At 72.6% G+C, this 23238-nt stretch carries 19 protein-coding genes; 10 read left to right on the top strand and 9 right to left on the bottom strand.

The window, feature by feature from the left end:
- Positions 1-145 precede the first annotated feature (145 nt).
- From CS0771_RS21825 to CS0771_RS21815, 3 genes are all read left to right on the top strand, one after another.
- The gene (locus CS0771_RS21825; RefSeq protein ID WP_244870943.1) at positions 146-1222 is read left to right on the top strand and encodes a DUF3103 family protein; all 1077 of its coding nucleotides are present in this window, start codon (positions 146-148) and stop codon (positions 1220-1222) included.
- Between the two features lie 120 nt (positions 1223-1342).
- The gene (locus tag CS0771_RS21820) at positions 1343-2230 is read left to right on the top strand and encodes a GNAT family N-acetyltransferase (protein ID WP_212842720.1); all 888 of its coding nucleotides are present in this window, start codon (positions 1343-1345) and stop codon (positions 2228-2230) included.
- A gap of 171 nt (positions 2231-2401) precedes the next feature.
- Positions 2402-3256 carry a universal stress protein gene (locus tag CS0771_RS21815; RefSeq protein WP_212842719.1) on the top strand — a complete coding sequence of 285 codons (855 nt, stop codon included), beginning with the start codon at positions 2402-2404 and terminating at the stop codon, positions 3254-3256.
- A 6-nt stretch (positions 3257-3262) separates the two neighbouring features.
- Here CS0771_RS21815 and CS0771_RS21810 read toward each other — a convergent pair whose 3' ends face one another.
- Positions 3263-6175: an RNA repair domain-containing protein gene (locus CS0771_RS21810; RefSeq protein ID WP_212842718.1), complete on the bottom strand. Its 2913-nt coding sequence runs from the start codon at positions 6173-6175 to the stop codon at positions 3263-3265.
- A 166-nt stretch (positions 6176-6341) separates the two neighbouring features.
- On the opposite strand from CS0771_RS21810, the gene fdhA reads away from it, so the two are divergent.
- Complete coding sequence (gene fdhA, locus CS0771_RS21805; RefSeq protein WP_244870942.1) at positions 6342-7544, top strand: formaldehyde dehydrogenase, glutathione-independent; 1203 nt, start codon at positions 6342-6344, stop codon at positions 7542-7544.
- 6 nt (positions 7545-7550) lie between these two features.
- Here fdhA and CS0771_RS21800 read toward each other — a convergent pair whose 3' ends face one another.
- Together CS0771_RS21800 and CS0771_RS21795 are read right to left on the bottom strand one after the other, a co-directional pair.
- Positions 7551-8492: an ornithine cyclodeaminase family protein gene (locus CS0771_RS21800; RefSeq protein WP_212842716.1), complete on the bottom strand. Its 942-nt coding sequence runs from the start codon at positions 8490-8492 to the stop codon at positions 7551-7553.
- 76 nt (positions 8493-8568) lie between these two features.
- Positions 8569-9333, bottom strand: a complete 765-nt coding sequence (locus CS0771_RS21795; protein ID WP_212842715.1) for an IclR family transcriptional regulator — start codon at positions 9331-9333, stop codon at positions 8569-8571.
- Between the two features lie 81 nt (positions 9334-9414).
- Between CS0771_RS21795 and CS0771_RS21790 the strand changes: the two genes are divergently transcribed.
- From CS0771_RS21790 to CS0771_RS21780, 3 genes are read left to right on the top strand one after another with little or no spacing between them, the layout of a single operon-like run.
- On the top strand, positions 9415-10722 hold the full coding sequence (locus CS0771_RS21790) for an amidohydrolase family protein (RefSeq protein ID WP_212842714.1): 1308 nt from the start codon (positions 9415-9417) through the stop codon (positions 10720-10722).
- A complete protein-coding gene (locus tag CS0771_RS21785) occupies positions 10719-11783 on the top strand; it encodes a dipeptidase (protein WP_212842713.1) in 1065 nt (354 codons plus the stop codon). The genes CS0771_RS21790 and CS0771_RS21785 overlap by 4 nt, the downstream gene beginning before the upstream one ends.
- Positions 11784-11840: 57 nt before the next feature.
- A complete protein-coding gene (locus CS0771_RS21780; RefSeq protein WP_212842712.1) occupies positions 11841-12446 on the top strand; it encodes a septum formation family protein in 606 nt (201 codons plus the stop codon).
- A gap of 39 nt (positions 12447-12485) precedes the next feature.
- On the opposite strand, the gene CS0771_RS21775 is transcribed toward CS0771_RS21780, so the two are convergent.
- Complete coding sequence (locus tag CS0771_RS21775) at positions 12486-13271, bottom strand: TIGR03089 family protein (RefSeq protein WP_244870941.1); 786 nt, start codon at positions 13269-13271, stop codon at positions 12486-12488.
- A gap of 159 nt (positions 13272-13430) precedes the next feature.
- Here CS0771_RS21775 and CS0771_RS21770 point away from each other — a divergent pair, with 159 nt between their 5' ends.
- The gene (locus tag CS0771_RS21770; protein WP_212842711.1) at positions 13431-14018 is read left to right on the top strand and encodes a hypothetical protein; all 588 of its coding nucleotides are present in this window, start codon (positions 13431-13433) and stop codon (positions 14016-14018) included.
- A 57-nt stretch (positions 14019-14075) separates the two neighbouring features.
- Here CS0771_RS21770 and CS0771_RS21765 read toward each other — a convergent pair whose 3' ends face one another.
- Positions 14076-14615: a hypothetical protein gene (locus tag CS0771_RS21765; protein WP_244870940.1), complete on the bottom strand. Its 540-nt coding sequence runs from the start codon at positions 14613-14615 to the stop codon at positions 14076-14078.
- A 189-nt stretch (positions 14616-14804) separates the two neighbouring features.
- On the opposite strand from CS0771_RS21765, the gene CS0771_RS21760 reads away from it, so the two are divergent.
- Positions 14805-16004: a sugar MFS transporter gene (locus CS0771_RS21760; protein WP_244870939.1), complete on the top strand. Its 1200-nt coding sequence runs from the start codon at positions 14805-14807 to the stop codon at positions 16002-16004.
- 110 nt (positions 16005-16114) lie between these two features.
- Here the strand turns inward: CS0771_RS21760 and CS0771_RS21755 are convergent, their stop codons facing one another.
- Both CS0771_RS21755 and CS0771_RS21750 read right to left on the bottom strand, forming a co-directional pair.
- On the bottom strand, positions 16115-16660 hold the full coding sequence (locus CS0771_RS21755; protein WP_212842709.1) for an EF-hand domain-containing protein: 546 nt from the start codon (positions 16658-16660) through the stop codon (positions 16115-16117).
- Positions 16661-16778: 118 nt separating this feature from the next.
- Entirely contained in the window at positions 16779-17252 is a 474-nt protein-coding gene (locus tag CS0771_RS21750) for a hypothetical protein (protein WP_212842708.1), read from the bottom strand.
- A gap of 233 nt (positions 17253-17485) precedes the next feature.
- On the opposite strand from CS0771_RS21750, the gene CS0771_RS21745 reads away from it, so the two are divergent.
- Complete coding sequence (locus CS0771_RS21745) at positions 17486-17911, top strand: hypothetical protein (protein WP_212842707.1); 426 nt, start codon at positions 17486-17488, stop codon at positions 17909-17911.
- 54 nt (positions 17912-17965) lie between these two features.
- Here the strand turns inward: CS0771_RS21745 and CS0771_RS21740 are convergent, their stop codons facing one another.
- On the bottom strand, positions 17966-20035 hold the full coding sequence (locus CS0771_RS21740; protein ID WP_212845966.1) for a ThuA domain-containing protein: 2070 nt from the start codon (positions 20033-20035) through the stop codon (positions 17966-17968).
- 107 nt (positions 20036-20142) lie between these two features.
- Entirely contained in the window at positions 20143-22959 is a 2817-nt protein-coding gene (locus tag CS0771_RS21735; protein WP_212842706.1) for a PQQ-dependent sugar dehydrogenase, read from the bottom strand.
- Between the last annotated feature and the right edge of the window lie 279 nt (positions 22960-23238).

Genomic DNA, 23238 nt, shown 5'->3' with positions numbered 1-23238 from the left:
CTTCTTAACGCTTTGCGTAGAAGAAGGTGCCCTTCTTAACCTTCCCGACCTTGCCACCACACTCGCGGCAGCTCACCATAAACGCATCCATTTAGATGCGTGAGATCCTTCGCCACGAGCGGCGGATCGGATGGGGAGTATCCACATGCACGCCCTGCGCCGCCTTCTCCTGCCCCTGTGCACGGCCCTCGCCGTCGCCCTGCCCGCGCTGCCCGCCACGGCCGCCCCGGCCCCCGCCGCCCCGGTTTCCGGCGTGGCGACCGCCCTGGACACGCTCGCCCGGCAGGTGGCCGGCTCGCTGTCCGATCACGCCGTCCGCGACCGGCTCGGCGCCGCGCTGCTGACCGGACCCGTCGACCTGTCCGCGCTACGGGCCGACGCCGCCCTCACCGGCCGCGCCCAGGCGGCCGACCGTGCCGTACGCACCGCCAAGGGCCTCCCCGAGGCCACCGGCTCGCTGGTCCGCGCCCGGCTGGCCACCGACGCGATGCGCGCCGCCCTGGCCTCAGGCGCGACCCCGCTGGTGGCGGCCGCGCCGAACGACGACGAGGACGCGGCGGTCGTCGCGTACGCCCCCGACGGCCGGCAGGTCCGGCTCGACCCTCGGCGCGCCCCCGCCCAGCCCGTCGTCGTCATCGAGGTGGACGTCGCCAAGGCGCTGCCCGCAGGCCTGGACGTGGTGCGCCGGGAACTCGCCCGCAACGGCGTCACCGGCGCCGCCACGCGCGCCGGAGGCTACTGGGCCACCAAGGTCAACGCGGTGCGCCTGTCCGACGACGAGGAGCCCTGGATCAAGGGCGCGGCCGAGATCTACAGCATCGTCGGCGGGTTCGGCCTCGACGGCAAGGCCAAGGTCGACATCGTCCAGCTGCCCTACCTCGACCACGACGGCACGACGTATCACCCCAATCAGCTGCTCGTCCACTTCTCCGGCTACAAGTACGACCTCGCCGACGTGGTGATGATGGAGGACGACGGCGACACCAACTACCAACAGCTCGCCTCGGCCATCGCCACGGCGCTGCTGACCATCTTCGACCTGGGGGTGTACATCCCGCTGGTCGACCCGATCCTGTCGGCGATCCCGACGTCCTGGTGGACGGACGACCCCGACTATGTGGACTCGTGGTACACCCTGTCCACCGCGAGCAGCGGCCGCCTCAACGGCGCCGCCGCCAACGGCTGGCTGGAGGTCAGCCCGTACTGGGTGTCCGAACTGTGACCGGGGCGGCCCGCCCGGCCACCTCGGCGGGCGGGCCGCACCACGTCGGCGCACCGGTGTGGGCTGCGCGCGGAGAAATCAACGGCGACGGGGGCAGCGGCGGCGGTAGCGTGCGAGGGCATGGAGCTGCGGCCGTACGCGAGAACCGACGACGAGGCGCTCGACCGGGTGTGGCACGCGGCCCGCGCCGTGGACGGCGAGGTTTCGCTGCCCGGCCCGGCTGATCTCGGCGCGTCCGGACTGGTCGCCGTCGACGCGGGCGAGGTCGTCGGATACAGCCGGCTGGACCGGTGGACGGAATCCGACGGCACGGAGATGTTCCTGGTGACCGGGTGCGTGCATCCCGCCCATCGCGACCGGGGCCACGCCACGGCGATGCTGCGCCGTCAGGAGACGGGCGCAGCGGCGCTCGGTGCCGCGGTGCCGCAGGCGGTGCTGGGCGGCAATGCCGACGAGGGCCACACGGACGCCCAGCAGCTGCTGCGCGACCACGGGTATCAGGTGGCCTTCACCGTGGTGCGGCTGAGCCGGCCGGTGGACGTGGTGCCGATCCCGCCGCTGCCGGTCGGGCTGCGGCTGCGTCCGGTGCGAGCCGAACACCACCCGACGATCCATGCCGCGATCGAGGAGTGCTTCGCCGACGACCGCCTCGGGTTCATCGCCGTCGACTACGACGAATACCTGGCCGACGCGCGCGACACCGGCCTGTGGGTGGTCGCCTGGGACGGCGACGAGGTGGCCGGCCTGATCGTCAACGAACGCCAGGACGACGGCAGCGTGGACTCGCCGTGGGTCGCGGTGCGGGCGGCGTACCGAGGGCGGGGTCTGGCCTCGGCGCTGCTGGCCCGCAGCCTGACCACGATGCGCGAGCACGGCGCGCGGACCGCGTTGCTCCGGACCGTCGCCGAGAACCCCCACCGCACCGTCGACCTCTACGAACGGGCCGGTTACCGGGTCGTGCAGCGGCTGCCGCGCTTCCGCAAACCGCTACATCGTTCACTTTCATGACCTTGCGCCATTCCCCGCCGACCCTCCAGGATGGACGGTGTCCATTTAGATTCATGAGATCCTGCGCGGGTCCGGCCGAACATGCCGGGACCTGCGTGGACGTATAGGCTGGAGCTGGCGGGACCCGCCGCGGATCGGCATACACGGCCTGACACCGCCGGAGGTGACCCCATGAACACCACGCTGCCCGCCCCGATCGTCGTCGGCGTCGACGGCTCGACCTGTTCCGACCTCGCCCTGGACTGGGCGATCGAGGAGGCCCGGCTCCGCGGCGCGCCGCTGCGGCTCGTCTACGTGGTCGACTCCCCCGGACCGCGCGGCGCCTACGGCTACCTCACCGACGAGGTCACCACGTTCGGCGAGGACCTGCTGGCCGGTGCCCGGGAACTGGCGGCGGCGCGGCAGGTCCCCACGACCACCGCCATCGTCTGTGACGACCCGGCGCACGGGCTCATCCGCGAGGCGAAGGAGGCCGCCCTGCTCGCCGTCGGCAGCCGTGGCCACGGCGGCTTCCATGACCTGCTGCTCGGCTCCACCAGCCTGCAGACCGCCATGCACGCCACCTGCCCGGTCGCGGTGATCCGGCCGCGTACCGCCCCGGACCCGGACGAGGGCAGGCGCATCGTGCTGGGCGTCGACGGCTCGCCCCGCTCCGCGGCGGCCGCCCGGGTCGCGTTCGAGCTGGCGAGCCTGCGCGGCGTCGGGCTGACCGTGCTGCACGCCTGGGTCGGCTCGCTCAGCGAGGCCACCGCCGGGCTCGATATGCAGGACGCGCTGGAGGTCCGGGCCCGGATGGTGCTCAACGACGCGCTCGCGCCCTGGCTGTCGCGCTACCCGGAGGTGGACGTACGCAAGCTCGTGCTGAAGCAGACGGCCGCGCGGGCCCTGGTCGAGGCGTCGGCCGGGGCCGAGACGGTCGTGGTCGGCTGCCGGGGCCGGGGCGGCTTCGCCAGCCTGATGCTCGGCTCGGTCAGCCACGCCCTGGTCCACCACGCGGCCTGCCCGGTGGTGGTCGTGCACGAGTGACCCGGCTCAGCGCAGCGTCGGCACCGCGCCGTTGTCGGCCCGCTCGACGGTGACCCCGGGCAGCCCGGCCGACCAGCGTGCGGCCGCCGCCGCCAGCGTGGCCGCGTCCGGCGGGGTCCGGCCCAGGCCCACGGCGTACCGGGTCACCGGATCGGTGGTGAACGGCCGCGGCCAGGCGTGCGTGCCGGTCACACCCAGCTCCTTCAGGGCGCTCAGCAGCGCCCGCATCCGGCCGCGCACCCGGCCGTGCAGGTCCTCGCCGCCGCGTACGGTCACCACCGCCCACGCGCCGTGGCGGCGGTGCAGTGGCGGCGGCGCGACAAGCCGCGACCACGGGTCCGCTCCCGTGCCCGAAGCCGCGTCCAGCACCTCCCACGCCCGGTAGAGCTCCTGCTCGAGCAGGTCCAGCCCGTCCGGCCCGAGCTGGGCGCTGCACGAGCGCACCGGCGCGCTCGGCGTCAGCACGGTGCCCTCCGGCCACCCGCCCGGCACGTCTCCGGACAGCGTCACGGGCTGCCGCCGGTCCCAGCCCGCCCAGTCCTCGAAGAACCGGCGCAGCAGGCCCATCGGCTCGGGGAGCGGCTCCCGCAGCCCGGCCACGGTCCGGGCGGCCAGCACCGACCAGGCCAGGCCCGGCAGCCCGCCGAACGGCGCCGCGTCCAGCCCGCGCGCTCGCGCCCATTCCTTGACCTGCCGCGCCAGCAGCACGAACGCGGCCCGGTCACGGTCGCCGAGCACACCCAGCACCGCGTCGGCGTCGCTGACCGCGCTCAGCGCGACCGCTGCCGCCTCGCCCAGCTCCTCCCGGCGCGCCACGGCCTCGGCCGCAGCGATCCCGCCGCTGCTCACCACCACCAGATCGACGTCCAGCTCCCCGACCGTGAACCGCAGGCCGGGCACTCGCGCCCCGGTGACCTCGCGCAGCCCTGCCGCGTCCGGCAGCGCCGCCGCTGCCCGGGCGGCGACCTCGGCCGCGCTGACCGTGCCGGGCAGCACCGCCACCAGGTCCAGGTCCGCGCCGGGCAGCTCGCAGCCCATCCGCCGCGACCCGGTCACGTGCACCACACCGCCGCCCAGCGCCGACCGCAGCGCATCGACGACCGCAGCGGCCTGGCCGACGGCGCGGTCGATCGACGCCGCTCGCTCACGGGCCGCTGCCCCGTGGCCGGGCGGCCGCGACCCAGAAGGTGCGCCGGCGACTTCCGAGTCGTGGACCCCGCCGGTGTGGACGTCGCCGCTCTTCCCGCTGGCAGGGTCGTCGGGCAGCCAGCGCAGCTCCCCGGTGCCCAGGGCCAGCACAGCCCGTACGCGCATCGGCTCATCGCCCCGGCGCGACAGCAGCGCCAGCTCCCCCACCTGGGCAGCTGACGCGCTCAGCCGGGCGGCGCAGAGTTCGGCCACGCGTTGCGCGTCCTTGGCGCGGCCCAGGGTCAGGTGCGGGGTGAACCCCTCGGCCCGGCCCCGGCAGCGCGGGAACCGCTCGCGCAGGCTGCTCCAGAGCCGGGACCACGGCTCCTCCCCCGCGGCGGCCGGGTCCAGCCAGACGGTCGCGTCGTCGCGGTGGCCGAACGTGTGCACCCCGTCCAGGCGTACCGGGAACGGAGCGATCTCGGCGGCGACCGCCGACAGCAGCGGCGCGGCGTCCTCGAAGCTCGACTCGGGCACGAACCCGAACAGCACGTTCACGTGCGGCGGCCAGCGGTGGAACGACGGGTCGTGCGCCCGGCGCAGCTCCTGCAGGGCGGGCCACAGCCGCTGCGGCGGCAGCCATGCCAGCGCGGTGCGCGCGGTCGCCGCCACGTCGAGCGCGTCCGGCTCGTCCCCGCAGGACAGGTCCACGGCCAGCCCGAAATGGTCGGACGGGAACAGCCCGTCCGGACCGGGCCGGTCCCCGAGCAGCACCGCCGTATCGGGCCGGAGCCCGCCGCGCAGCAGCACCCGGTCCAGCCGCCGGGCCTGGCCGGACAGCGACGAGATCGCCGCCAGCGGGTTGACGCCCGGATCGAAGGTGGGCGTGTCGTCGGCCGGGCCGTGCACCTGCGACCACGCGTCGGCCAGGCCCAGCATCGCGGTCGGGGCGGGGCCGCCGTCGTTGAAGTCGCCGGCGAGCACCAGGTCCGCGCCGATCCCGGCCATGCCCTCGGCCAGCGCGGTCAGCTCCGCCTGCCGCCGCTGGACGGCCTCGCCGGAGCGGTCGCTGCTCAGGTGGGTCGCCACCACGACCAGCGGCCCGGCCGCGGTGTCGACCGTGATGGCGGCGGCGGCCTTGTGCGGACCGAGCCGGTGCCAGCCCGCCTCGCGCACCGGCAGGCGGCTGAGCAGCAGCAGGCCGCCGCCGTCGAGGTCGGTGGGGTCGGCCGGGTCACCGGCCACGGTGTAGCGCGCCCGGATCCACGGCTCACGCAGCAGCAGCTCCAGCAGGCCGGGCTCGGCCTCCTGGAGCGCGACGACATCGGCGTCGGCCGCCTCCAGGGCCGCGACCAGCAGCGGGCGGCGGCGTGCGGTGTCGATGCGGTCGCGGTCGTAACGGTCCCAGAGCGTGTTCCAGGTGAGCACCCGCAGCCGGGACGGCCCCGGGGCGGGCTGCGGGAACGCCGCGGGCGCCCAGCCGCGGGAGGAGTCCCAGGCGTGCGGCGTACGCGGAGTGAAGAACGGCGCCGGGAGCAGGCGCTGCTCACGGACCCGGCCCACGCCGGCGGTGTCGAGGCGGTCGATGCCGGCCGCCCGGTCCCACACCACTTCGCCGTCGGCCTCGACGAACAGGATCCGGTGCCAGGGGATGTCGCCGCCGGGCGTGAACGCGGGCAGCGGGACCCGTTTGGGGGCCGCGCCGCGCTGCTGGACGCCCAGCACGAACCGCTCCGGGTCGAACCGGGGATCCCAGCGCACGCGGTGGTAGATCTGCTCGCTGGTGAACACGCCGACCCGCCGTCCCCTCGCCGATGACCGGCTACGAGTATGAGCCGCCCGCGCGCCCCGGCCCACCGGATTTCCGCCTCCGCGAATCGCTGTAGAGCCTACTGAGCTGCGAAGATAGAGTCGGAGGCTGGCGCACCCGGCCGGCCCGGACATGGGGGTGACCACGATGTCGGGTAACAAGACCGTCGTCTATCACGGCCCCGGGCACGTCGAAGTCGAGGATCTCGACTACCCGAAGCTGGAACTCGCCGAACAGCACCGCAAGATCAACCATGGCGCGATCCTGAAGGTCGTCGCCACCAACATCTGCGGCAGCGACCAGCACATGGTGCGCGGCCGCACCACCGCCCCGGAGGGCCAGACCCTCGGCCACGAGATCACCGGCGAGGTCGTGGAGGTGGGGCCGGACGTCGAGTACATCAAGGTCGGCGACCTGTGCTCGGTGCCGTTCAACATCGCCTGCGGCCGCTGCCGCATGTGCATGGAGGGCCACACCGGCGTATGCCTCAACGTGAACCCGGCCCGCGCCGGCGCGGCGTACGGGTACGTCGACATGGGCGGCTGGTTCGGCGGGCAGGCCCAGTACGTGCTCGTGCCGTACGCCGACTTCAACCTGCTGAAGTTCCCGGACAAGGACCGGGCCATGGAGAAGATCCTGGACCTGGCCATGCTCAGCGACATCTTCCCGACCGGCTATCACGGCTGCTACACCGCGGGCGTGACCACCGGCTCCACCGTCTACATCGCCGGAGCGGGACCCGTCGGGCTCGCGGCGGCGACGTCGGCGCTGCTGCTGGGCGCGGCCGTGGTGATGGTCGGCGACCTGAACGAGCAGCGGCTGGCCCAGGCGCGCAGCTTCGGCTGCGAGACCATCGACCTCACCAGCGGCGCCTCGCTGCCGGAGATGATCGAGCAGGTCACCGGCGAGCCGGAGGTCGACGCCGCCGTCGACGCGGTCGGTTTCGAGGCGCGCGGGCACGGCCAGAACGCCGAGGAGGAGCCGGCCACCGTGCTCAACGACATCATGTCGATCGCCCGGCCGGCGGCCCGGCTGGGCATCCCCGGCCTGTACGTCACCGGGGACCCCGGCGGCAAGGACGCCGAGGCCAAGGTCGGCAGCCTGCGGGTGAGCATCGGCACGGGCTGGGCGAAGTCGCACAGCTTCACCACCGGCCAGTGCCCGGTGAAGCGCTACAACCGGCAGCTGATGATGGCGATCCTGCACGACCGGGTGCACATCGCCCGCAACGTGCACGCCACCGTGCTGCCGCTGGACGACGCACCGAAGGGATACAGCGACTTCGACCACGGCGCCGCCAGCAAGTACGTCCTCGACCCGAACCAGATGCTGGCCGGCGCGGGCGTGTAGCCGCCGCTACAGGTCCACCGCCGTGCCCACGCCCTGGTCACGGGCCCAGGCGTGCACGACCGACGCGGCCGCCACGTCGAGGGCGCCGTGCCCGGTCGACTTGAACACCGTCAGCCCACCCCGGTCCACGCGGCCGGGGTGGCGCCCGTCCAGCACCGCGCCGAGCAGGGTCACCCGCTGCGGGTCGACGTCCTGCAGCTCGTACGCCCCCGCGGGCGGCGCGGCGGCCGCCGCGCCCGGCCACTCGGCGAACAGCGTGCCGTCGCGGATCACGTCGCGGTCCAGCTCGTGCCCGTGCGAGCCGCCGACCGAGCTGACATGCGCCCCCTCCGCCAGCCAGGCACGGGGGAAGACCGGCGTGGTCGCGCCGGTGCAGCAGAACACGGCGTCCGCGCCGCGCACCGCCTGCTCGATCGTCGCCGCGCCGGCGTTCGGGTGGGTGGCGGCCAGCGCGCGGGCCTGGCCGCCGTCGCGCGCGCCGACGGTCACCGGGAGTGCGGGGTGCACCGCGGCGAGCAGCGCGACCTGCGCCGACGCCTGCACGCCGGTGCCGATGACGGCGATGCGCCGCGCGTCGGGGGCCAGCGTGCGCAGGCTCAGCGTCGCGGAGGCGGCGGTGCGCACGGCGGTGATCGGCTCGGCGTCCAGCAGCCCGAGCGGTCGGCCGTCGGTGTGGTCGAACAGCGCGACCAGGCCGCGGTGGCTGCTGCGCCCGGACGCGCCCGGGGTGGCGAACACCGAGACCAGCTTGGCGGCCAGGCCGAGGCCGGGCACGTACGCGGGCATCGCGCCCAGCAGCCCGGCCGGGGCCACGGCGGCGATGCGCGGCGGCGCGGACACCTCGCCGCGGCTCAGCGCGACCAGGGCGGCGGCCACCGCGTCGAGCACCCGGCCCGGATCGAGCCCGGCCCGGGTCTGCTCCTTGTCCAGCACCAGCACCCGGCTCATCGGCTGCCCTCCCGCGCATGCCGGTCCAGCTCCCGGCTCATCGGCGGCCCAGACCGGTCTCGCTCCGGCGACTGGCTCATCGGGGGCCCTCCTGCATGACGGCGCCGGAGGGCGCTGCCAGCTCGGCCGCCAGCCGTGCGGTGGCGGCGGCGAGGTGTCGTTCCAGCTCGGTCAGTTGCTCCGGGGCGAACTCGGCGTCCGGCCCGACCATGGTCACCGCGCACAGCGGCGCACCCTTGGCCGTCGTCACCGCGCGGCTCACCGAGGCGACGACCTTGTCGTTGCGGCCGCGCTCCAGGGCGAAGCCGGTGTCGCGCACCCGGTCGAGGTCGGCGCGCAGCTGGACGAGCGGGTAACCGGCCGAGGCGGCGACGGTGAGATACGGCGCGCGACCTGCCTCGTCCAGCTGCGCGACCAGCGCCAGCGCCCCGGCGAACCGGTGCACGGGCAGGGCCTCGCCGAGCAGGTCGCTGATCATCGCCAGGCGCGGCGGGCGCACGACGTCGATCACCCGGGACCGGTCGGCCTCCAGCACCTGCAGGTTCACCATCAGCCCGGTCTGCTCGGCCAGCTCCTCCAGGACGGGGCGGCACAGCGCCCCGAGCGAGCGGGTCGCCGCAGCGCGTGAGACCTGCAGCGCGACCACCCCGGGCAGGTAGTGCTCCCCCGCGCGCAGGATCCAGCCGCGCCGGACCAGGTCGAGCAGCACCCGGTAGGCCGTGGCCCGGTGCAGGCCGACGGCCTGCGCCAGCTCGCCCAGCCGCTGCGGCCGGTCGGCGCGGGCCACCGCCTCGATGAGGTCGAGCGCCTTGTCGACCGCCGTGCTGGCGGATCTCGGCACGGATCGCCTCCTGGGGTACAGTGCGAACAACGTTGCGTTCAACGATACAGACGTTACAACAGCTGTAACAAGGGAGCACCGATGGCCCACCTGGACGAGCCCGCGCCGGCGCCGTACGCCCCACCGGCGGCCGGCGCCGTGACCGTGTATCGGGGCGCGACCCTGTTCGACGGCACCGGCGCGCCCGCCCGCCCCGGCACCTCGATCACGGTCGACGGGGCGCGGATCGCCGCCGTCGGGCCTGACGCCGACGCCGAGGTCCCCGCCGGGGCGCAGGTCGTCGAGCTGGCCGGCCGGTTCGTCATCCCGGGCCTGATCGACGCGCACCAGCACCTGGCCACCCCGCCCAACCGGGAGGCGGCCGAGGCGGCGCTGCGCCGCCAGGTCTACGGCGGCGTCACCGCGATCCGCGACATGGCCGACGACCTGCGCCACATCGCCGACCTCACCCGCGGCACCCTGGTCGGCGAGATCCCCGGCCCCGACATCCACTACGCCGCGCTGATGGCCGGGCCCGGCTTCTTCGACGACCCGCGCACCTGGCAGGTGTCGCAGGGCGAGACCCCCGGCCACGTGCCGTGGATGCAGGCGATCGACGACGACACCGACCTGGTCATGGCCGTCGCCTTGGCGCGCGGCACGCACGCCAAGGCGATCAAGGTGTACGCCGAGCTGCCCGCGCACCTGGTCGCCGCGATCACCGCCGAGGCGAAACGGCAGGGCATCGGGGTGTGGGCGCACGCGGCCACGTTCCCGGCCACGCCCGGCGAGGTGGTGGGCGCGGGCGTGGACGCCGTCTCGCACATCACGCTGATCGCGCAGGAGGCCGCCGACGAGCCGCTGACCTCGTACAAGACGAAGCCCGTGCTCGACGTCGAGCGGCTGACCGGCGACGGCGACCCGCGGCTGGACGCCCTCTACACGGCGATGCGCGAGCGCGGCACGGTGCTCGACGCGACCGCGAGCATGTGGACGTTCCTCGGCGAGCAGGCCGACGACGCCGACGCCAAGGCCCGCGCCGCGGCCAACGACACGCTGTCGGCGAAGCTCACCGCGGACGCGTACCGTGCCGGGGTCCTGCTCGCGACCGGCACCGACTACGAGACCGAGCCCGGCGAGCCGTTCCCGTCGCTGCACCTGGAGCTGCGCTACCTGGCCGAGCGCTGCGGCATCCCCGCTGCCGAGGTGCTCGTCTGCGCCACCCGCACCGGCGCCATCAGCGCGGGCGCGCCGGCCGACATGGGCACCGTCGAGGCGGGCAAGCTCGCCAACTTCGTGGTGCTGGCCGCCGACCCCACCGCCGACCTGGCCAACCTCAGCACCATCGAGTACACCGTGAAGCGCGGGCACCGCTTCGACCGGGCCGACTACACCGAGGACGCGCGATGAGCACCGATTACATGATCATCAACGCGCTGGGCATCCTGGACAACCCCAACGCCGAGCACTCCCTCGCCGCCGCGCACAAGCTCAGCCAGGACAGCGACGACCTCACCATCGACGCCCGCACCATCGCCGACGCGCACGCCTCCGGCCTCACCGCGGTCAACATCACCCTCGGCTACACCCTCGGCGACGCCGAGCCCTACCCGCACACGCTGCACGAGATCGAGGTCTGGGACCGGATCATCGCGGACCACCCCGGCGACCTGGTCAAGGTGCTCACCGCCGACGACATCCGCGCGGCCCACCGCGACCGCCGCGTCGGCATCATCTACGGCTTCCAGAACGCGGTCGCCGTCGGTGACGACCTGAGCCGCGTCAAGCAGTTCCACGACCTGGGCGTACGCGTCATCCAGCTCACCTACAACCAGGCCAACCACCTCGGCGACGGCTCCATGGCGCCGCAGAACCGCGGCCTGACCGCGTTCGGGCGCGAGGTCGTCGAGGCGCTGTGCGACAGCCGCGTCATGGTCGACCTGTCGCACAGCGGCGAGCACACCTGCCTGGAGGCGACCCGGCTCGCCACGCTGCCCGTGTCCATCAACCACACCGGCTGCCGTGCCCTGGTCGACCTGCCCCGCAACAAGACCGACGAGGAACTGCGCCTGGTCGCCGAGCGCAGCGGGTTCGTCGGCATCTACTTCATGCCGTTCGTCAACGCGACCGGCCACGCCCGCGCCGAGGACGTCGTCGACCACATCGTGCACGCGGTGAACGTGTGCGGCGAGGACGCCGTCGGCATCGGCACCGACGGCACGGTGACCTCGATCGACGACCTAGACGCGTACCGGGCACGGCTCGCCGAGCACGTCGCCCACCGGCAGGCCGCCGGTGTCGGCGCGGCCGGCGAGCGCGCCGACACGTTCCCGTTCGTCGAGGACCTGCGCGGGGTGGACCAGTTCCACAAGCTCATCCGCCTGCTGGAGCAGCGCGGTCTCTCCGCCACCCGTATCGAGAAGATCATGGGCGCGAACTTCCTCGCCTACGCCGACCGCATCTGGGGCTGACCCCAGCCGGCCGCTCGGGACGGCAGGATGATCCGATCCTGGCTAGCATGACCCGCTGTGTCCGATAGCACGCATGGCGAAACAGCCGGTACGCCGCCGATCGAGCCGCCGCCCGGGGACACGCCCGGCGACCCGGCACGCCTGCGGTACACCCGCGAGGTTCAGGACACGGAGCTGACCCGTGGGCAGCGGGTGTCCCTCATCGTCGTGGCCGGATTGATCCTGTCGGCCGTCGTCGGGGGCGTCATCGCGAAGGCGATCACCCACGACGGCTACCCCGGCGAACCGATCATCACCGCGCATCTGCAGATCGGCGACTGTGTCGCGCGGACGGTCGACGCGCAGGGCGCGACGACGATGCCCGAGGTGCCCTGCGACGAGCCGCACCAGAGCGAGGTCGTGGGCACCTTCGCCCCGAGCGGGCCCTATCCGGGCGTACTCGTCGACCCGGAGGGCTGGCGCGAGCGCTGCGCCGACCTCCTGCGCAGCTACGCGCCCGCCGCGGCTGCCCACATCGGCACGTCGTACGTGCTGCCGACCGAGGAGCAGTGGGACGACCCCGCGTATCGCGTGGTGTGCTTCGCCACGGACCTCAAGATGCGCACCGGCTCCATCAAGTCGTGGCAGGGCACGGAGGCACCTTCGCCGGGCGTGGCTGCCTGACGCCTGGAGCCCGGCCGCACCCGGCGGTCCGTCCTGCGCTTACGCCCGGCCGACGCCCAGGACGCGGGTGGCGCCCTCCGCTGCCGCGCGGGCGTGCAGGCCGAAGGGGTCGAGGTTCGCGCACAGCACGACGGACGCACCGGCGGCCAGTGGGGTGAGCAGCCATTGCACCGGGTGCTCGTAGCGGCCCGCGTCGACCAGCAGCCGGTCGCCGGGGCGCAGGTCGATCAGCTTGGTCAGGCCGTGCGCCAACCCGCCCCACTCGCGGAACGTGGTGCCGTCCGCGCTCGCCGCGTCGGTACGCCGCACCGGCGCGTACCCGGGCAGGCTGTCGGTGTACCACGCCACCTCGGCGATGAAGTCCCGGTAGCCGTCGGGCACGTCGGCCAGCGGCGCGCCGCCCGGCGCGAGCCCGAGCGCGAACCGGTGCGGCGCCTCGGGCACGTCCTCCAGCCAGCTGCCGATCCGGCTGCGTGCGGCGAACACCGCGTCCAGCGGGCCGGTCTCGTCGCCGACCCGGGTCAGCCCGGCCGTGGCCGCCAGCCGGAACGACACGGCGATCCCCGCCGACCAGGCGCCGAGCAGCACGGCCGCGGTCTGCCAGTGCGGCGGCAGCAGCACCGCCATCCGGCTGCCCGCGCCCAGCCCGCAGCCCTCGTGCAGCAGCGCAGCGGTCCGCGAGGCCCATCCGGCCAGCTCGGACGCGGACAGCTCGACCCGCTCGCCGGTCGCGTCGTCGCAGTACGTGAGCAGCGGCGCCTCGGTCCCGGCGAGCCCGCGGTCTCCCAGCAGTGCCGGCACGTGCGGGACGGTGGTCGTGCTCATGCGCGCTCCCTGGTGTGGTCCGACGGGGATGCCGGGCACCTTACTCCGCCGACCTAGACTCCCTACTCACCGCACACGCTCCCAGCGAACGAGGTAGCCGACGCCACGCCCCCTGGCTACCGTCCGGGTAGTGGGTTTCGCCGCGGCTGAGGAGTAGTCATGGCCATCGGGTACAAGACCACCTGGATCGCGGTACGCGAGCGGTCCGCCGCCGACGTCGCGGCGGCCCTCGGCCTGACCGGTCTCCAGCCGCTGCCCTGGGAGGACGGCACCGACCGCGCCTATGGCCAGGGCGTCTACGTGGGTGGGCCGGTGGCGGGCTGGACACTCGCACACGGCCGGCACCTGCCGCTCATCAGCGACTACGCCGAGTTCCCCGGCAGGCTGTCCAGCCTGAGCACGGCCCTCGGCGAGGTTCAGTTCTTCGGCACGCATCGCGGCGTCGGCTACGCGGCCTGGGCGCACGCACGGCACGGGCGGGTGCTGCGGGCGTACAGCATCGGCGACGGGGAGCTGCACCACTTCCGGGGTGAGCCCACCGACATCGAACGCGCCCTCGGCAAAGCGACGCTGCCCTACCCGCAGGATCCGGATTCGCTCGACGACGATGGCTGGGACGCCTGGTGGCGCACCGTCCCCGGTGAGACCGACGTGATGCGCGTGGCCGGTGCCTGGAGCGTGGACCCCACGCTGATCGAGGACGTTCCGTCGCTCGGGCTCTACACGTCGGCTGCTACTGGTGACTGATCCTTCCTGTCACTGCGATCGCAAAGACATTCAACCGGGTTGCCTTCAGGCGGCCGGCTACCCATTCGGCCCGCTACGGGGCGATGCCGACCCGAAGAGGTCTTGCTGGCTGGCGTCTGCGGACACGACCCCGCTATGGGCGGGCGCGGGGCGCTCGGGAGCCGGTGTTGCGAACAGTCGCCTGCCCCCCGAGTCTTTCCGGCTGCTCACCTGATAGGTCACCAGGAGCACAGGTGCCGGCGGGGTATTGAAGGGGCCGGTGCCCCAGCGCAGCCAGAGGGCCACCCGGCCCTGCGCCGCCTCGGCCTGGAGTTTCTCCAGGGTGCGCTTGCGGTCGGACTGGTCGACCTCGACCACGATCGGCGGCAGTCCCTGCCGGGCGATGCCGACGTCGACCCAGGAGTGCCGGTCGGCGTAGGGCGGCGGCAGCTGCGCGACGCTGCGCGCGCGGCGATACACCCGCCAGCCCTGCGCGGTGCCCCACGCGAGCACCGACTCCACCAACAGGTCCGTGACCTGGTCGGCGTCCCGGTCCTCGAACGTCACCGTGCCGAGCCACGCCGTCAGCGACGCGGCCACCCGCCCAGCGTCCTCCACGGTCTCGCACCCTTCCGCGCACCCGGCCGGTCCGCTCGCGGCCCACCTTAGGCCAATCCGCCGAGCCGGACCCTCTCCCGGCAGGCCACAACTTCTGGGTTGTACCTACATCCCAGAAGTTGTACCCCGCGCAGCAGCACCGCCCGAGCCCGGAGGCAGGCAGAGCCCGGGATGAGGCATGATCACTGGGTGAGCGCTCCCACCGTCACCCCCGTGCGCATGTCCCTGCTGGTCCTGGCCTACTTCGCGTTCATCAGCCTCGGGCTGCCGGACGGTCTGCTCGGCGTGGCCTGGCCGTCGATGAGCGCCGAGCTGAACGTGGGACGCGAGACGATCGGCCTGCTGCTCATCCCGGCCACCTGCGGCTACCTGGTGTCCAGCGTGACGGCCGGGTTCGTGCTGTCCAAGCTGGGCGTCGGCCGGCTGCTGGCGGGCAGCACCGCGCTGGCCAGCGCGGCCCTGTTCGGCTACGGCCTCTCCCCCGCGATCGGGGTGACCATGGTCGCCGCGCTGGCGGCCGGTTTCGCGGGCGGCGCGATCGACGCGGGCCTGAACGCGTACGCCGCCTCGGCCTTCGGTCCTCGGCACATGAACTGGCTGCACGCCTTCTTCGGCCTCGGTGTGGCGATGGGGCCGCTCATCATGACCGCCTCCATCCAGTACGCCGACGCGTGGCGGCCGGGTTACCTGCTCGTCGCCACGGGGCAGGCGGCGCTGGCGCTGGCGTTCGCGCTGACCGCGCGGCAGTGGACGCGGCGGCCCGCCTACGAGGCGCACGCGCACGAGGTCCACGCCGGGCCGGTGCGGGCACGGGACACCCTCAAGCTGCCGCGGGTCTGGTTCAGCGTGCTGACCATCGCCGTGTACGTCGCGCTGGAGGTGGCGGCCGGCCTGTTCGCGTACCAGCTGCTCACCGAGGGTCGCGGCATGGGCGACGCGGCGGCGGGCGTGTGCGTGTCGCTGTACTGGGGCAGCCTGTTCGCGGGCCGGGTGCTGCAGGGTTTCGCGGCGCACCGGTTCATGCCGGGCCGGGTGGTGGTCTGGTCCATCGGCGGTATGGCGGCCGGGGCGGTGCTGGTCGCGATCCCGGGGCCGGGCTGGCTGGCCGCGTTCGGCCTCATGGTCATCGGCTTCGCCGCCGCTGCGGTGTTCCCGATGTTCACGCTGCTGACGGCGGAGCGGGTCGGGGCCGCGCACGCCGACCGGACCATCGGCCTGCAGATGGCCGGTGCCGGGCTCGGCGGCTCGATCATCCCCGCACTGATCGGTGTCGTGATGGGCGCGGCCGGTGTCGAGGCGCTCGGGCCGTCGCTGGTCGTGCTCGCCGCCGCCCTGATCGCGGCCTACCTCGCGGCCACCGGCGGTCTCGGCCACCTCAAGCGCGCCTGACGGCCCGGCCCCGGCGGCCCGCCACGAGCCGCTCCCGTCGAAGTCCACTGGTTCGTGCCATGATCTGCGGTCCCAGCGCAGATCATGGCACGAAGCGCTGATCTTCCCGGTCAGACGGTGCCGAAGAACCAGTTACCCGGCGCGGTCTCGTCAGCGCCGATGTAGAACTGGCGTACCCCGACCATCAGCTCGTCGATGGTGAGATAGCCGTCCTCGTCGGCGTCGAGCCTGTCGAACGCCAGGTTGATCTCACCGGCCGGGGTGCCGAAGGCGCGCTGCATCGCGGCGAACTCGTCCCGGCTGACCCGGCCGTCATCGTCGGTGTCGGCCAGGCGCAGCACCGCCAGCGCCCCGGGCCGGAAGCTGCGGTCGAAGGCGTCGCCGTGCACGAATGCCGACGTCATGCCCTGCCGCCACTCCTGCCGGGTGAGCCGCTCGTCCTGGTCGACGTCGAGCGCCTTGGCCAGCTCCTGCCAGAAGAGCGCGAAGTCCTCGGCGATGCGCTGCGCCTTGGGCGCGTCGTGCGCGGTGCCGAAGTTCGCCAGCAGGCGTACCCCCAGGTTGTTCAGGTCCTGCCGCTCGACGAAACCGCTGCCGTCGGCGTCCAGGTGGCTGAAAGCCTTGTCCAGTTTGCGTAGCTGCATCTCCGTAGCCATGTCCGGAAATCTAGGGTTTGTCCCCGCGAGCTGTCGATATCGGGCAAAACCTCTTCATCCGGTCGGGTACGAATGCTTCCCCCGGCCGCCCCGGGTCCGGCAGACTCGTTCCGTCCGGTCAGCGCCCGCCGAACCGGGCCAGGATCGCGTCCTCCGGCAGGTCGGCGTACGCGGAGAACCGGACGGCCCTGGACCGCCAGATGCCGCCCAGCAGGCGGGCCGACCGCGCCGCCCCGGCCTCGCGCCAGCTCAGCACGACCTCGTCGCCGTCCTCGGTCAGCGTGAACCCGGCCCGCAGCTGCGGCTCGGGCGAGCGCGTGGCCAGGCCGCGGTTCGCCATCGACCGCACCCAGCCGCCGATCTCCCACAGCACGAACCGGCGCGCCACCGCGAGCTGCTCGCTGCGCATCAGCTCACGCCACGGGCCGCCCCGGTCCTGCTTCTCCACGTGGCACCAGCCGTCGCGCTCGACGATCCGCAGCAGCGTCTCCAGGTCGCCGATGCACAGCAGCGCACCCTCCTCGGGCCACACCGTGATCCGCGCCGGCTCCCCGAATGCCCGCAGCCGCTCGTCGTCCAGGAAATCGCGCACGCCCACACTCCCACCAATCCGGATCTTGACGGACACCGTACCCCGCCGCGTCCGGCCGATCCCGTGCCCCCTGTTTCGGGGAAACTGCACGAATCGGTGGTGAGGAAGGTGCAGTTTCCCCGAAACCGCAAGGGCTACCGGGTGATCAAGGTGACGATGATCGTGCCCGAATCGAGGCCGGGCAACGTGTTCTCGGGACCGCGCACATGCCGTCGCGCGCGGATACTCGACGCATGGATCGCCGCAAACTTGCCGCCGCCGCTGTCGTCGTCGGCGTCGTCGTGGTGTGCACGGTGGGGGCGTATCGGAACGGGATGTTCGGGCCGCGCCTGGTCGAGACGCGGGGGCACCAGCCGCAGGCCGTGCGCCTGCCCGGCGAGCACGACGCCCCACGAGTGATCACGATCGGGGTGACCTGGCCCGACAACGGCTACTGCTCCGGCCAGCTGACCGCGTCCGCGATCGAGACCGCAACCGAGGTGCGCGTGCAAGACGTGGTCAGCCGCGAGTACGTCGGCGGCGCCTGCGCCGGCCTCGGCACCATGGACGGCATGGCCTGGGACGAGCTGCAGCTTGCCGAGCCGCTGGGCGAGCGCGTCGTGGTCCGCGACAGCGACGGCGTGCGCCTGCCGGTGTTCGAACGGCTGACGCCGCCCTGACCCGGACCGGGCCGCCACCGACACGGTGACGGCCCGGTGGTGCTCAGCGGATCATCAGGGCAGGGTCCACTTCTGGTTGGCCGCACCGGCGATGCACTGCCACAGGTGGACGATGGTGCTGTCGGCCGAGTTGTTGCCGGAGACGTCCAGGCACTTGCCGGACTGCGGGTTGCGCAGGGTCTGGTCGCTGGTCTGGTAGGTCCAGTTCTGCGCGCCGGAGCCGTTGCAGGTCCACAGCTGGATCTTCGTGCCGTTGGCGCTCCCGCCGCCGGACACGTCCAGGCACTTGCCCAGCGCCCGCAGCGTGCTGCCGTTGCGGGTCCAGGTCTGCGCGGCCGAGTTGTTGCAGGTGTAGATCTGGATCTGGGTGCCGTCGGCGGTGCCGCTGCTGCGTACGTCGAGGCACTTGCCGCCCAGGCCCTTGATCGGCCCGACGCCCGGCGTCGCGGTCTTCACGAAGGTGAAGTCGTCGACGTCGAACAGGCCGGTGCCGGTGCCGGTGAACGTCAGGAACACGTTGGCGTTGCCGGACGGCACCCCGGTCAGCGTGGTCTGCACGTTGGCGAACGTGCTCCAGCCGCCGGTGTTGGGCACCGCGACCGTGCCCAGGATCGGGCCGGTGGTCGAACCGGTGCGCACCTGGATGCCGCCGCCCGCGCCGCCGGACACGACGCGCGCCCGGAAGGTGGTCGCGCCGCCGACGTTCACGTTGTTGTACGACGCCCAGTCGCCCGGCTCGATGTAGCCCAGCGTCTGGCCGTTGTTCGCGCCGGCCTTGGTGAACGCCTGCACGCCGCTCTGGCTGCTGAACGACTCCGCCTGCACGGTCACGTCACCGACCGGCGGGGTGCCCAGCTCCTTGATGCGCACGTTGCGGAACGCGACGGTGTCGGCCGACCCGTGGTTCTGGATGCCGATGTGGCCGGCCAGGTTGCGGGCCGGGTTGGTGTTGGTGAAGTCGTTGATCAGCGAGCCGTTGAGGTAGATGCGCAGCCGCTCGCCCTCGACCAGCAGCTCGTAGGTGTTCCACTCGCCGGGGGCGTTGAGCGCCGCGTCGCGGGCGGCGATGTTGGCGGACTGGAACGTGTACACCGAGCCGGTGGTGCGGTCGGCGCTGTCGGTGGCGTCGATCTGGATCTCGTAGCCGTTGTCGACCGCCGACCACGGGTCGGTGGACGCCGGGAAGCCGATGAAGATGCCGGAGTTGGAGTCGCCGGTCATCTTCCAGTCGAGCTTCAGCGAGTAGCTGGTGTACTGCTTGGCGCTGTACCAGTACAGGCCCATGCCGCCGACCGAGGTCAGCGTGGCGTCCGCATTGGTGAAGCTGCCCGGACCCGCCTGCGACCAGCCCGTGGTCGAGCCGTTGTAGATCGCGGTGTAGCCGGTCTCGGGACGGCAGTCGGCCTTGCTGCGCCCGGCCGCGTACCGGATGCCGCCGAGCAGGTGGTTGCGGAAGTTCGCCTCGCTGTACGACGCCTGGGTGTGGCCGCCGCCGGTGTAGAACGAGCGGCCGCCGTCGAACGCCTTGCACCAGGCGTGCGGGTGGTCGGCGCCCATGCCGCCGCCGCTGTACGACGACTCGTCGAGCGTGGCCAGCACGTGCGCGGTGGACCGGGCGTTGGTCTGGTAGTTGTACCACTCGTCGGTGCGGGTCCAGGTCTGCGGCAGGTGCCCGGTCGCAGCGTGGCCGCGGTCCTCGACCTTGACGTTGGCCTGCTGGATGGCCGGGTGCGAGGCGAACCACGCGCCGACCAGGTTGCCGTACCAGGCCCAGCCGTACTCGGTGTCGGCGGCGGCGTGCACGCCCACGTAGCCCTTGCCCGAGCGGATGTAGCTCTCGAACGCGGCCTGCTGGGTGTCGTTGAGCACGTCGCCGGTCGTGTTGAGGAAGACGACGGCCTCGTACTGGGCGAGGTTGGCGGTGGTGAACGCGTTCGCGTCCTCGGTGGCGGTGACGGTGAAGCTGTTGGCGGCGCCCAGGTCACGGATGGCCTGGGTGCCCACGGCGATGGAGTCGTGCCGGAAGCCGGCGGTCTTGGAGAAGACCAGCACGTCGTACGGGGCGTCGGCGGCAGCCGCCGGGCAGGCGGTCATCGCGACGACGGTGAGCGCGGCCGCGGCCATGCCCAGCGCGGGTTTGAAACCGGACTTCAAGAGAGTGTGCACGTCGGAGCTCCTTTCAGGGACGGCGGTCCGGGTGGGACGGGGCTGTCCCACCCGGACCGGGTTCATCAGGGCAGGGTCCACTTCTGGTTGGCGGCGTTCGCGACGCACGTCCAGAGGTGGACGATCGTGCTGTCGGCGGAGTTGTTGCCGGACACGTCCAGGCACTTGCCCGACTGCGGGTTGCGCAGGGTCTGGTCGCTGCTCTGGTAGGTCCAGTTCTGCGCGCCGGAGCCGTTGCAGGTCCACAGCTGGATCTTCGTGCCGTCCGCGGTGCCGCCGCCGGAGATGTCCAGGCACTTGTTGAAGGCGCGCAGGGTCTGGCCGTTGCGGGTCCAGGTCTGCGAGCCGGTGCCGTTGCAGGTGTAGATCTGGATCTGGGTGCCGTCGGCGGTGGCGCCGCTGCGCACGTCGAGGCACTTGCCGGCCAGGCCCTTGATCGGGCCCACCCCGGCGGCGGTGGTGAACGTGAACGCGTCCAGGTCGAACAGCGCCCCGGTCCCGCCCGCGAAGGTGAGGAACAGCGGGGTGGTGTTGTTCGGCGCGTTGGTGATGGTGCCGGTCACGGTCGTGAAGGTCTCCCAGCCGCCGGTCACCGGGACGGTGGCCGTACCGAGGACGGTCCCGGTGGCCGAGCCCGCCCGGATCTGCAGCGTGCCCCCGACGCCGCCGGAGGACACCCGGGCGGTGAAGCCCGTGGCGTTGCTCAGCCGGTACGGGGTGAACGAGATCCAGTCGCCGTTGTGGATGTCACCGACGGTCTTGCCGCCCTCGGCCGTGGCCTTGGTGAACGTGTTGATCCCGGACGAGGTGCCGAAGTGCTCGGCCTGCCGGTGCCGCGGCTGCAGGGTGTGCTGGGTGTGCGTGGTCAGGCCCTGGTTGTCGGTGTACTCCGCGTCGAAGATCGCGAAGATGTTCGCCGCGTCGTCGTGCTCGCCGTCCACGGGAATGGTGATGGTGCCCGAGCAGCCGGTCTTCGAGGTGATCTGGTGGCCGTGCTGGTCGTGGCCGAGCACGTAGGTCATCTTGACCCGGGCGCAGTCGATCGTGCCGTCACCGGCGTCACTGACCGCGATCGAGTAGCCGACCGTGTCACCGAAGGCGAACAGCTGCCCGTTGCCGGGACTGTTGATCGTCACCACGGGCGGGGTGTTGCCGACGGTGATGACGACGCTGTCGCCGCCGGTCGCGCCCTGGGGATCGCGCACGGTCAGCGTCGCCGTGTAGGTGCCGTTGGCCGTGTACGTCTTGCTCGGGTTGGCGGCCGTGGAGGTGGTGCCGTCGCCGAACGCCCACGAGTAGGTCAGCGCGCCGCCCTCCGGGTCCGACGAGCCCGCCGAGGAGAACTGCACGGTCAGCGGCGCGGCGCCGGCGGTCGGGGTCGCCGTCGCGTTCGCGATCGGGGCACGGTTGCCGGTGCCGATGTACTCGAAGCGGTACAGCGCCGAGTTGGCGTCGCCGTTGAAGTAGCCGGTGCCGTAGTCGAGCACGTACAGCGCGCCGTCCGGGCCGAACGCGGAGTCCATGACCTGCTTGCCGGTCCAGGGGAACGCGTCGATGGTGCCCCGCGAGCCGTCGGCGTTGACGTGGATCGGCTTGATCCAGCCGCGGCCGAACTCGGTGGCGAAGAACTGCCCGTCCATGTCCTGCGGGAACTTCACCGTGGACGTCGAGGAGGCGTTGTACCGGTACACCGGGCCGCCCATCGGGGACTCGGAGCCGCCGCCGAACTCGCTCGGGCTGCCGCTGTCGCCGCCGTACTTGATCCAGGCGGCGCGAGCCGCGGGCAGCGTCGACTGGCCGGTGTTACGGAACGAGTTGTTGGTCGGCCCGCCCGCGCAGTTGAACTTCGGGCCGGTGGACGCCGTGGCGAAGTTCCACTCGTTGTAGATCTCGCTGGTGGTGTTCGCGCCGGTGCAGTACGGCCAGCCGTAATTGCCGGGCGAGGTGATCCGGTTGAACTCGACCTGGCCGCTGGGGCCCCGGTTGGCGTTGGTGGTGCCCGCGTCCGGGCCGTAGTCGCCGACGTAGACCACGCCGGTGGCCTTGTCGACGCTCATCCGGAACGGGTTGCGGAAGCCCATCGCGTAGATCTCCGCGCGGGTGCCGGCGGTGCCGGGCGCGAACAGGTTGCCGGACGGGATCGAGTACGACCCGTTGGCGTTGACCTTGATACGCAGGATCTTTCCGCGCAGGTCGTTGGTGTTGCCCGCCGAGCGCTGCGCGTCGTAGCCGGGGTTGCGGTCGGTGCGCTCGTCCAGCGGGGCGTACCCGTCGGAGGCGAACGGGTTGGTGTCGTCACCGGTGGACAGGTAGAGGTTGCCCGCCGCGTCGAAGTCGATGTCGCCGCCGACGTGGCAGCACAGGCCCCGGTCGGCCGGCACGTCCAGCACGGTCACCTGGCTCGACATGTTCACCGTGAAGTCGGCGTTGAGGGTGAACCGGGCCAGCCGGTTGACGCCCTGCCACTGCGACCAGCTCGTGCCGGTCGCCGGCGCGTCACCGGCGGGAGTGGACAGCGGCGGCGCGAAGTACAGGTAGATGAATCGGTTGGTGGCGAAGCCCGGGTCGACGCCGACGCCCTGCAGGCCCTCCTCGTCGTGGGTGTAGACGGGGATGGTGCCGACCACCGAGGTGACGCCGTTGGCGTCGGTGCGGCGCAGCGTGCCGTTGCGGGCGGTGTGCAGCACGGAGCGGTCCGGCAGCACCGCCAGCGACATGGGCTCGCCCATCTCGGCCACGCCGCGGGCCAGCTCGACCTGCTGGAACTTGGTCGGATCGATGGTGTGCGCGGCCGCGGGCGCGGTGGTGGCGGTGACCCCGACCAGCGCGGTGCCGGCCGTCAGAAGCGCGGCAGCAGCCGCGCGCCATAGCGGAATGCTCATGTGTGGATGTCTTCTGGACATGCCGTCCAACCCTTCCTGACTGGGGATGGGCCAGGCAGGGCGCGCGCCGACGCGCCTGATGCCGGGGGTGGGCCAGGGTAACCGCGCCGCCGGTTACAAAGGTGAAACACTTGCGTGACGGACACACTAGGGACTTTCCATCGACGTGTCCATACTTTCGGATCAGTCAACGGAAAGTTCTGATCGCACCATCGAAAGTGGATCGCCGCGCCTGCTCAACGGGCCTGTTTCCCCGCCGCGACGAGCGGGTATCAGCGG

Source organism: Catellatospora sp. IY07-71, from assembly GCF_018326265.1.
Lineage (GTDB): Bacteria > Actinomycetota > Actinomycetes > Mycobacteriales > Micromonosporaceae > Catellatospora.
Note: the sequence above shows the minus strand (reverse complement) of the source record. Positions and strands in the feature narration are given on the sequence as shown.